A 10,394-nucleotide genomic window follows, 5' to 3' on the forward strand; every position below is an offset into this window, starting at 1 on the left:
TTATGCAATTATATTTCTTTAGGTGTATTAGAGGATTTAGAAAGAAAAGAATGTTGCAGATAGATATTATTGAAGATATAAGAGATGAAAGATTTACTATAGAAGCTGATTGGATAAATCCAATATTTGAAAAAACATAATTAAAAATAAAACTGGAAATTGATTATTAAAATTTCTTGGGGTAGGGGGAGGTGTAACTATTTTTAAGACCTATCGGTCTACAGGCTTCCCAGTTATTCAAGTAAATGTTAAAAAATAAAATTTTAGTAAAAACAAATTTTTTACTGGAAATTTGATGCGAAATCTCTGAACCAGATAAAAAATTATTGACAAGAGAAAAAAATTATATTATACTTAAATTGTAAGTGGTAAGGACCACATTACAACTATATTATTAATTAGTATAAAAATGGATAGGACAAAATATAGATTATGTTTTGTGGATAAAATGAAAAGGTTTGCTGGAATTCTGTAATAGTTCTAAATAGGGTATGTTAATAAATAGTTTTTTTAAACATACTGGTACGAACAACATGACGATATAACAAATCGAAATATTATTAGTATATAATACAGTGAATAGTAATGGGGAGGAATAAGATATGGAGAAGATATTTGGATATGATGAAATTGAATTGAAAAGAACCAATGCTTATATAACAGCTAAAGAGATTAGGCAACAACCGAGGTTGTGGGAAGAAACATTTAATATAATTAGAAAAAATAAAGAAAAAATAATAGAATTTCTAGATAAAGTTTTAAAAGAAAAAAATATCAGGATTATTTTTACTGGAGCAGGAACTTCTGCGTTTGTAGGAGAATGTGTTGTTCCATATTTAGATAGAATATATTCACAAAAATTTGAGGCTATACCTACAACTAGTATAGTATCCAATCCCGAAAATTATTTACATTCAGATGTTCCTACTTTATTAATATCTTGCGCTAGATCGGGTAATAGTCCAGAAAGTGTAGCTACAGTTGAATTAGCAGAAAAATTGGTGGATAATTTATATCAAATATTTTTAACATGCAATCCTGAAGGTAGTCTTGCAAAAAAGGCACTACAAGGTAATAATTCATTATTGCTTCTTATGCCCGAAGATTCTAACGATAAAGGTTTTGCAATGACGGGAAGTTTTACATGTATGGTACTTGCTTCATTACTGTTTTTTGATATCAAAAATATTAATAGCTTGGAATCTGATATACAAGCAATAGTTAGTATGGGAGAAAGAATATTAGAAAAGTATCCAGAAAAGATTAAAAATATCGCACATAATGATTTTGATAGAGCAATATTTCTGGGTTCTTCCACATTAATGGGATTAGCTAGAGAATCTGCTTTGAAAGTTCTAGAATTAACTAGAGGTATAGTTATGACTAATTGGGATTCCTCATTAGGCTTCAGACACGGTCCTAAATCAGTGATAAATGAAAAAACACTTATATTTACATATTTATCAAATGATAGTTATACAAGACAATACGAGATAGATTTACTTAAAGAAATGAATAGTGAAAATGGCAACAAGAAAATAATAGGAATATCTAATTATCTGGATAAAGAAATCGAGAATATAGTTGATTATTTCATATATATAGAAGAAGTTAAAAGAAATTATGAAGATGATGTATATTTAATACTTGATTATATTTTGATTGCACAGATGTTTGCTTTTTTTAAGTCGATTGAATTAGGAATAAGTCCTGATAATCCATGTCCTGACGGTAGTGTTAATAGAGTAGTAAAAGGGGTTAAAATATATCCTTATTTTTAATTATAAACATTATTTTTATCAATATAACTGATGTGAAATGTTTTTTTAAATATTAAAAAATAAATATTTTAATAGCTTTAAGATTACATAACTAATTAAAATTTAGTGAGAGGAGGGTGTGAAGAAATGCCAAATATTTTATTAACTAGGATTGATAACAGATTAATACATGGTCAGGTAGCTGTGACTTGGTCAAATCATGTAGGAGCAAATCTTATTCTAGTTGCAAATGATAGAGTAGCTAATGATGAAATTCAACAAAGTTTAATGGATATGGCAGTATCTGATGCTATGGAGACTAGATATTTTACTATTCAAGAAACTATTGACAAAATACATTATGCGGCGGATTATCAAAAAATTGTTTTGGTAGTAGAAACACCACAGGATGCACTTAAATTAGTTAAAGGCGGAGTGCCAATTAAAAAAATAAATATAGGGAATATGCATTATTCAGAAGGTAAAAGACAAATTGCAAAAACTGTATCAGTTGACGAAGCAGATATAGAAACTTTTAAAGAGTTAGATAAATTGGGAGTAGAATTGGAAATAAAAAGGGTACCTGATGAAAAAGGACAAAATATTATGGATTTAATTTAAATTTACATGAAATAGGCATATAAAGCATAGTTGTTTTTGGACAAAATTGAGATCTGCTATTAGAATGTTTTTGTTCAATAAAAAAATTTTTATTTATATTTATTTTAAATTTATATTTAAACACGAAAGATAACTTTTGAGGTAGTTTCTAAATGTATTTTAATAGTTGTAAAGTTTATAACAAGGGGGAAGTATAATGTTAACAGAAGCTTTACTGATTGCTTTATGGGCTGGTATTGCAGGAGTTGATTTATTTGATGTACAACTTCATATTCATAGACCAGTTGTTAGTGGTCTAGTTGTTGGAGCAATATTAGGAGATATAAAAACAGGGCTCATAACAGGTGCTACTTTGGAACTTGTTTGGATGGGTATGGTTCCATTAGCAGGAGCTCAGCCACCTAATGTTGTTATTGGGGGTATCATTGGAACAGTTTTTGCTATACTATCTGGGCAAGACCCTAAAATAGCTGTAGGAGTTGCAGTGCCGTTTGCGATTGCAGTTCAGGCTTTGATAACACTACTATTTACAGCTTTTTCACCTATAATGCATAAAGCTGATAAATATGCTGAAGAGGCTAATACTAGAGGAATAGAAAATATAAATTATTTAGGTATAGCAATTCTATTTGTAATGTATGCAGTTATAGCTTTCTTGCCAGTATATTATGGGGCTGAATATGCTACTAATATAGTACAAAAAATGCCTACATGGTTAACCGATGGATTAGCAACAGCTGGAGGTATGATGCCAGCAATTGGTTTCGCTATGTTGTTAAAGATAATGCTAAAAAAAGAGTATTTTGCTTTCTTGTTAGTTGGGTTCATTGTTGTTACTTATTTTAAATTGACATTAGTTGGAACAGCAATTTTAGGATTAGCTATAGCTTTGTATGATTTTTACAATAAAAAATCAAGTGATGATAATACACAGTTCAAGAAGGAGGTAAGAACTAATGGCATCTAAAACTGTACCTCAAATTAGTGGGAAATTAACTAAGAAAGACCTATGGAGAATGGCAGTCAGATCATTTCTTTTACAAGCGTCATTTAATTATGAGAGAATGCAGGCTGCAGGTTGGCTATATAGTTTATTACCGGCTTTAAAAAAGGTAAAGAAATCAAAAGAAGATTTATCATCTGCAATGAAAAGGCATATGGAATTTTTTAATACGCATCCATTTTTAGTAACACCACTTATAGGGATAGTGGCAGCTATGGAAGAAAATAATGAAGACCCGAATATGATTAGAAGTATAAAGGTGGCTACAATGGGGCCATTAGGAGGTATAGGAGATGCCATTATATGGTTAACACTTCTTCCTATTACTGCAGGGATAGGTGCTTCGCTGGCTATCGAAGGGAATATTGCAGGACCAATACTATTTTTATTAATATTTAATGCGATTCATGCAGTTTTAAGATTTGGCGGTATATTTTATGGCTATAATACAGGGGTTAAAGCAGTTAAAACATTAAGAACTGGTACGAAGGCTATATCGCATGCAGCTTCAATAGTAGGTTTGACTGTAGTTGGAGGGTTAATTGCATCGTACATATCATTAAGTACACCTCTTGTTGTGAAAGCTGGACAAGCGCAGGTTGCTATTCAAACGGATGTTCTTGATAAGATTATGCCTAATATGCTTCCATTAGGATATACTTTTTTATTGTACTTTTTATTGAAGAAAGGTATGTCACCAACAAAATTAATAGGGATAACAATATTAATAGGTATAGTAGGTAAATTTTTCGGTATTCTATAACAAATGAAACAATAACAGAGGAAAGTCGTTTTGACTTTCCCCTGTTAAATTGAAAGGAGGATAATTGAATAGAATGGTTGGAATTATTATAACAGGGCATGGGAAATTTGCATCAGGCTTAAAAAGTTCTATAGAATTAATAGTAGGTAAACAGGAAAATTTAGAAGCAGTGGATTTTATGATTAATGATTCTATTGAAGATTTACAAAGAAAATTAAAGAAGGCGATAGGTGATGTTGATAGTGGAAAAGGAATTGTATTTTTTACTGATATTTTAGGTGGCTCTCCATTTAATATTAGTGTTTTATTATCTAAAAAAATTAAGTGCAGTGATGTTATTGCAGGAAGTAATTTACCTGCAATAATTAATATTTTATTTGATAGAAACAGATTATCAGTAGAAGAAATTAAGAATAAAGCGCTGGAAGCAGGTGAAAGTGGTATAAAAGCATTTTCAGATCAAATCAGATCTAGAATGAAAACAGAAATAAACGGAATATAGTATTGGAGAGGGATAAAATGATAGATAAAAGAATTCTGATCTTAACTGATTTTGATGGAACAATTATAAAAAAAGATGTTGGTGTAGCTTTAGTTAAGAATTTTGGACCTAAAAATTGGGAAAATTATGAGAAAAAATGGATACAAAGAGAAATGAGCTCCAAATATGTCCTTACTTTTTATTATGAAAGTATGTTTCAATCTACTCAATCTACTAGAAAATTTATTGATTTTATAGATAAAAATATAGAAATAGATAAAAATTTTTATGATTTTTACAACTATTGTAAAAGAAATAAATTTGAAATATATATTATAAGTGATGGTATGAGTTTTTATATAGATTTTATACTTCATAAATATAAATTAGATGGTATACCGTACTTTAGTAATTTATATATAGATAATGGAGATTCTATCAAAATAGAATTTCCATATTATAACCCAAAGTGTGGAATGTGTGGAAATTGTAAGACGAATCATTTAGATAAACTTTTAGATAAAAATACTTATGTTGTTTATATTGGAGATGGATATAGTGATAGATGTATATCTGAAAAAGTAGATTTAGTTTTTGCAAAAAATGATTTAGAAAAATACTGTATAGAAAATAATATTAATTATATAAAGTATAATGATTTTTTAGATGTGTTTAGAGTAATTAAGAGTAAATTCAATTAGATTGATTAGTAAAAAGCAAAAATAATAATTCAATATGGTAATAACATATTAGAAAGTGGTGAAATAATGAAGATATTGATTAAAAATGCGAAAATAATAACTCCATATGAAATTCTTAAAGATTATGCGGTTTCTATAATAGATAATAAAATTGAAGATTTAAGAAAAGAAGATGATTTTGATGAAAAAAATTTTGATAAAATAATAGATGCAAATGGGAATTATCTTTCTCCGGGATTTATTGATATTCATAATCATGGAAATTTTGGATATGATACTATGAATGCTACATTTGAAGCATTAGAATCAATGTCGTATTTTCATTTAAAGAATGGTGTTACTGGATTTTTGCCTACTACGATGACAGCTTCATTAAAAGAAATAAAAATGGCAATAAAAAATGTTGCAGACTATATTGAATTACAAAATAATAAAAATAAGTTTAAAGAACAAAAGTCACAAGTGTTGGGACTGTATTTAGAAGGACCTTATTTTTCTCAAGAAAAGAAAGGAGCGCATGCTCCTAGATTTTTAAAAAGTCCAGAAATAAACGAGTTAAAAGAATTTTTAGATGTTTCAAATCAGACTGTAAAAATAGTTGCATTAGCACCAGAACTTCCAGGAGCATTAGAAGCAATAACCTATCTTAAATCTAATGGTATTATTGTTTCAGCAGGACATACAAATGCTACATTTTTAGAAATGAAAACTGGAATAGATAAAGGAATAACATTGGCTACACATCTTTATAATGGAATGAGATGTTTTTCTCATAGAGAACCAGCGGTAGTAGGAGCAGTATTAAATGATGAAAGAGTTTTTTGTGAAGTTATATGTGATGGTATACATCTCCATGCAGCAGCTATAGAGCTTGCTGTAAAAGTAAAAGGCAAGGATAAAATTGTACTTATTTCTGATGCGATGATGGCAACAGGACTTGAGGATGGAGAATATGAAATAGGAGGACAAAAAGTATATGTTAAAAGAGGTGTAGCAAGATTATCTGATGGGAGTTTAGCGGGTTCTACTCTTACATTAAATAAAGCTGTATACAATATGGTGAATACGGTTAATATCCCACTACAAGATGCAGTACGTATGGCTAGTTTAAATCCTGCTAAAGTAATAGGAATTAGTGATAAGAAAGGTAGTATAGAAATAGGTAAAGATGCTGATTTAATTATATTTGATGAGAATATCAGAATACTCACAACTATTGTAATGGGAAATATAGTAAGTTATAAATAGTTTAAGTATTTAAATATCTTTGGAGAATAACGTATTAGATAATAAATAAAAGGTACATTTTATTGGCCTAGGTTAAGCAAGGATATTTTGTGTAGTTGATACAATTAAAAGTTAATTATATATAAGGATAAAACAAAAGGATAAAGATTGTGATTATTAAGTTGTTTTATTATAATTTGACATAAGTCGATAAGCTTAATTAATAGAATAAAAATATTGTTTATTAATTGAGAACAATAATTTTTGCATAGGGTTGACAGAAATTAAAAGTTATATTATTATAAACGTGTAACTGGTACGGACCATATTATGCATATTATTTGTTTTAAAATTATAGTAAAAGGCGAGTGATACTGGAAATGAGAATGATTAATAAAGATAGCAGAATACCACTTTACTATCAGTTAATGGACATTATCATTGAACAGATTGAAACAGGTCAGCTGAAAGAAAATGACCAGATTCCATCAGAAAGAGAATTATGCGACAAGTTTGATATTAGTCGGGCTACTGTCAGACAGGCTATACAAATGTTAGAAAGAGAAGGATATGTTTATAAAAAGCATGGGAAAGGTACATTTGTGTCGCCAGAAAAAATGAAACAAGATCTTTTGAAATTTTATAGTTTTACTGAAGAGATGAAAAAGATAGGGAAAACACCGACTTCAAAAGTAATTGAATTCGAAATCATCGGTTGTAATGAAAAAATTTCAAGAAAGATGAATATAAAAAAAGGAGAGAAAATTTATAAATTTACTAGATTGAGGCTTGCAGATAATGAGCCGATGATGTTGGAAACGAGCTATATACCATATAATAGATTCCCTGGGATTAAGAAGAATGATTTGGAGAAAGAAGCTATGTATGACATTTTTACTAAAAGATTTAATGCTGTATTTACTAGAGCAGAAGAGAGTTTCCAATCTGTTTTAACTAGAGAGGATGAAGCTAAACTTCTTAATATCAAGGCTGGTTCTCCAAGTATGATGATAGAAAGATTGACTTTTGAAAGAGAAACGATTATAGAATATACAATAGGGATTGCTAGAGGTGATAAATTTAAATATCATGTAGTATTAAAAAGATAATTTTTTAAAATAATTTTTTAAAACAACTGGTAATAACGACATAATGTCTATACTAAAATAAATATAAATTATTTTTAGATTAAAAAGATTTTTAGGATAAATTATATTTCGAGTAGTTAAATGATTGATAATTATCCATTGAAATTTTATATGGGGAGGGAAAATTATGCCTATAATATCTACTAAACAGATGCTTTTAGATGCCCAAAGAAGAAAATATGCTGTTCCTGCTTTCAATATACATAATTTGGAAACTATACAAGTAGTAGTAGAGATAGCTAATGAGCTAAGATCACCAGTAATTTTAGCAGCTACACCAAGTACTGTAAGATATGCTGGTGCAGATTATTTATTAGCTATTGGGAATGCTGCTGCATCAAGATATGATATTCCTATTTCATTACATTTGGATCATTCAGAAGACTTTGATTATATTAAAATGTGTATTGACTTAGGATATAAGTCAGTTATGATAGATGCATCACATGAATCATTTGGAGAAAATATTAGAAAAGTTAAAAGGGTAGTTGAATATGCTCATCAACGAGGTGTTACAGTAGAAGCAGAATTAGGATGCTTAATGGGGCAAGAGGATGATATAGATGTTAGTCAAAAAGATGCAATGATGACTGATCCGGATTTAGCTAAAACTTTTGTTGAAAAAACTGGTATAGATTCTTTGGCAGTAGCTATTGGAACGGCTCATGGATTATATAAATCTGAGCCTAAATTAGATTTTAAAAGATTACAGGAAATCAGAGATAAAGTAAAAGTACCTCTTGTGTTACATGGAGCATCAGGTGTTCCAAGTAAAAGTGTACAAGAATCTATTAAATTAGGTATTTGTAAAGTGAATATAGCAACTGAATTAAAAATTCCATTTGCTAATGCAGTTAAACATTATTTTTTGTCAAATCCTAATGCTAATGATCCTAGAAAATATTTAACTCCAGGGAAGAATGCTATGAAACAGGTTGTAATTAGAAAAATTAAAATGTGTTATAGCGATGGAAAAGCGGAATGAAGGAGTGAATTAAATGATAGCGACAATTACTCTAAACCCATCTGTGGATAAAAGGTATATGGTTAAAAATTTTAATAAGAATGGGGTTTTTAGAGTTCATCAAGTAGAAGTAACTGCTGGAGGTAAGGGATTAAATGTGGCAAGAGTTATAAAGCAATTAGGAGAGCCTGTAGTAACTTTAGGATTTTTAGGAGGAGCAAATGGGGAATTTATTGAGAATGAGTTGAATAAGATGGGAATAGTGAATTTATTTACTAAGATAAAGGGGGAAACTAGAAGTTGTATAGCGATTTTGTCTAATGATTATAGTCAAACTGAAATACTTGAATCTGGCCCTAAAATTACAAAGCATGAAATAGATAGATTTTTAAACGAGTATGACAATATTTTAAAGAAGAGTAAAATTATTTGTGCTTCTGGAAGTCTTCCGCAGAATATACCTGTTGACTTTTATAGTGAATTGATAAATAGAGCAAAAAAAGAGAATGTTAAGTTTATATTAGATACAAGTGGTGAGGCTTTAAAATATGGTTTAAAATCTTCTCCTTTTCTTGTAAAACCAAATATACAAGAACTACAGGATATTACAGGAGTTACGATAAATACAGAAAGAGATCTTTTGAAATCTGTAAAAATTTTAAGCCAATACACAGTTGAAATATTAGTTATTTCATTAGGTAGTGAAGGATCAATAGTGATGTATAATGATAAATTATATAAAGTAACAGTTCCTAAAATAAATGCTATTAATTCGATTGGTTCAGGGGATTCAATGATAGCTGGATTTGCATTTGCGATAGCTAGAAGATTTGATTTTGAAAAAATTATAAATTTTGCATCAGCTTGTGGTACAGCTAATGCTATGGAAAAGGGAACGGGAATGATAAATTTGAAGAATGTAGAGTTTATTATGGAGAATATAGTGATTAGTAAATTGTAATAAAATCTTGGTAGTCGAATGAACAATTAAAACTAAAAATTAATTTCTAGATTAGGAGGAATAATATGCAAAAAGTACAAGTAGAATTAAAAAACGAAACAGGACTACATGCAAGGCCAGCAAGTGTATTTGTAAGAGAAGCATCAAAATATGCATCAGACATAAAAATCATTAAAAATGGTAAAGAATACAATGCAAAAAGCATAATGGGAATATTAAGCCTAGGAGCAGGAAAAGGAGACAAATTAACAATAACAGCAGAAGGAGAAGACGAAAAACAGGCTATACAAGCACTAAAGGCATTAGTAGAAAACAACTTTGAGAAATAGGAGGCAAAAACATGAAAGGAGTAGCAGCTTCACCGGGAATAGCCATAGGAAAAGCACTAATAAAAAAAGAAGCCCAAATAAAAATAGAAAAGAAAGAAATAGATAGCACAGAAGATGAAATAAAAAGACTAAACAAAGCAATAGAAGTAAGCAAACAGCAAATAAAGAACCTATACCAGCACACCCTAAAAAACATAGGACAAGAAGAAGCAAAAATATTCGAAGCCCACATGATGATACTAGACGACCCAGAATACTTCGGACAAGTACAGCAAAAAATAAAAACAGAAAAAATAAACGCAGAATATGCCCTAAAACAAGTAACAGATGCATTCATAGAAATATTCCAAAACATGGACAACGAATACATGAAAGAAAGAGCCCTAGACATAAAAGACGTATCAGACAGAATAATAAGACAGCTACTAGGAATAAA

Annotated in this window: 12 protein-coding genes; all 12 read left to right on the plus strand. The window is 29.5% G+C overall.

Features of this window, described 5'->3' with window-relative positions; genetic code table 11:
• Positions 1 to 602: 602 nt before the first annotated feature.
• Entirely contained in the window at positions 603 to 1,781 is a 1,179-nt protein-coding gene (locus tag BUB51_RS10505; RefSeq protein ID WP_073197616.1) for an SIS domain-containing protein, read from the plus strand.
• 126 nt (positions 1,782 to 1,907) lie between these two features.
• Positions 1,908 to 2,381, plus strand: coding sequence for a PTS N-acetylgalactosamine transporter subunit IIB (agaV, locus tag BUB51_RS10510; protein ID WP_073197617.1), 474 nt, complete (start codon positions 1,908 to 1,910; stop codon positions 2,379 to 2,381).
• Between the two features lie 196 nt (positions 2,382 to 2,577).
• Complete coding sequence (agaW, locus tag BUB51_RS10515) at positions 2,578 to 3,348, plus strand: PTS N-acetylgalactosamine transporter subunit IIC (RefSeq protein WP_073197619.1); 771 nt, start codon at positions 2,578 to 2,580, stop codon at positions 3,346 to 3,348.
• Positions 3,338 to 4,147: a PTS system mannose/fructose/sorbose family transporter subunit IID gene (locus BUB51_RS10520; protein WP_073197620.1), complete on the plus strand. Its 810-nt coding sequence runs from the start codon at positions 3,338 to 3,340 to the stop codon at positions 4,145 to 4,147. The genes agaW and BUB51_RS10520 overlap by 11 nt, the downstream gene beginning before the upstream one ends.
• Positions 4,148 to 4,220: 73 nt before the next feature.
• Positions 4,221 to 4,649 carry a PTS galactosamine/N-acetylgalactosamine transporter subunit IIA gene (gene agaF / locus BUB51_RS10525; RefSeq protein ID WP_073197633.1) on the plus strand — a complete coding sequence of 143 codons (429 nt, stop codon included), beginning with the start codon at positions 4,221 to 4,223 and terminating at the stop codon, positions 4,647 to 4,649.
• A gap of 17 nt (positions 4,650 to 4,666) precedes the next feature.
• Positions 4,667 to 5,329: an MtnX-like HAD-IB family phosphatase gene (locus BUB51_RS10530; protein WP_073197622.1), complete on the plus strand. Its 663-nt coding sequence runs from the start codon at positions 4,667 to 4,669 to the stop codon at positions 5,327 to 5,329.
• Between the two features lie 66 nt (positions 5,330 to 5,395).
• Complete coding sequence (gene nagA, locus BUB51_RS10535; RefSeq protein ID WP_073197623.1) at positions 5,396 to 6,577, plus strand: N-acetylglucosamine-6-phosphate deacetylase; 1,182 nt, start codon at positions 5,396 to 5,398, stop codon at positions 6,575 to 6,577.
• 359 nt (positions 6,578 to 6,936) lie between these two features.
• Positions 6,937 to 7,665 carry a GntR family transcriptional regulator gene (locus BUB51_RS10540; protein WP_073197625.1) on the plus strand — a complete coding sequence of 243 codons (729 nt, stop codon included), beginning with the start codon at positions 6,937 to 6,939 and terminating at the stop codon, positions 7,663 to 7,665.
• Between the two features lie 166 nt (positions 7,666 to 7,831).
• Complete coding sequence (locus BUB51_RS10545) at positions 7,832 to 8,689, plus strand: tagatose bisphosphate family class II aldolase (protein WP_073197627.1); 858 nt, start codon at positions 7,832 to 7,834, stop codon at positions 8,687 to 8,689.
• A 13-nt stretch (positions 8,690 to 8,702) separates the two neighbouring features.
• On the plus strand, positions 8,703 to 9,629 hold the full coding sequence (gene pfkB / locus BUB51_RS10550) for a 1-phosphofructokinase (protein ID WP_073197629.1): 927 nt from the start codon (positions 8,703 to 8,705) through the stop codon (positions 9,627 to 9,629).
• A gap of 65 nt (positions 9,630 to 9,694) precedes the next feature.
• Positions 9,695 to 9,958 carry an HPr family phosphocarrier protein gene (locus tag BUB51_RS10555; protein ID WP_073197631.1) on the plus strand — a complete coding sequence of 88 codons (264 nt, stop codon included), beginning with the start codon at positions 9,695 to 9,697 and terminating at the stop codon, positions 9,956 to 9,958.
• A gap of 11 nt (positions 9,959 to 9,969) precedes the next feature.
• On the plus strand, positions 9,970 to 10,394 hold a 425-nt coding region (locus BUB51_RS10560), incomplete at its 3' end, for a phosphoenolpyruvate-utilizing N-terminal domain-containing protein (RefSeq protein ID WP_278294330.1).

This window comes from Caloranaerobacter azorensis DSM 13643, assembly GCF_900129995.1.
Lineage (GTDB): Bacteria > Bacillota > Clostridia > Tissierellales > Thermohalobacteraceae > Caloranaerobacter > Caloranaerobacter azorensis.

Excerpts from the sequence above, each read along its gene's own strand:
- agaW (WP_073197619.1), top strand. The coding sequence starts at position 2,578 with ATGTTAACAGAAGCTTTACTGATTGCTTTATGGGCTGGTATTGCAGGA.
- agaV (WP_073197617.1), top strand. The coding sequence starts at position 1,908 with ATGCCAAATATTTTATTAACTAGGATTGATAACAGATTAATACATGGT.
- BUB51_RS10505 (WP_073197616.1), top strand. The coding sequence starts at position 603 with ATGGAGAAGATATTTGGATATGATGAAATTGAATTGAAAAGAACCAAT.
- pfkB (WP_073197629.1), top strand. The coding sequence starts at position 8,703 with ATGATAGCGACAATTACTCTAAACCCATCTGTGGATAAAAGGTATATG.
- BUB51_RS10555 (WP_073197631.1), top strand. The coding sequence starts at position 9,695 with ATGCAAAAAGTACAAGTAGAATTAAAAAACGAAACAGGACTACATGCA.
- agaF (WP_073197633.1), top strand. The coding sequence starts at position 4,221 with ATGGTTGGAATTATTATAACAGGGCATGGGAAATTTGCATCAGGCTTA.
- nagA (WP_073197623.1), top strand. The coding sequence starts at position 5,396 with ATGAAGATATTGATTAAAAATGCGAAAATAATAACTCCATATGAAATT.
- BUB51_RS10540 (WP_073197625.1), top strand. The coding sequence starts at position 6,937 with ATGAGAATGATTAATAAAGATAGCAGAATACCACTTTACTATCAGTTA.
- BUB51_RS10520 (WP_073197620.1), top strand. The coding sequence starts at position 3,338 with ATGGCATCTAAAACTGTACCTCAAATTAGTGGGAAATTAACTAAGAAA.
- BUB51_RS10530 (WP_073197622.1), top strand. The coding sequence starts at position 4,667 with ATGATAGATAAAAGAATTCTGATCTTAACTGATTTTGATGGAACAATT.
- BUB51_RS10545 (WP_073197627.1), top strand. The coding sequence starts at position 7,832 with ATGCCTATAATATCTACTAAACAGATGCTTTTAGATGCCCAAAGAAGA.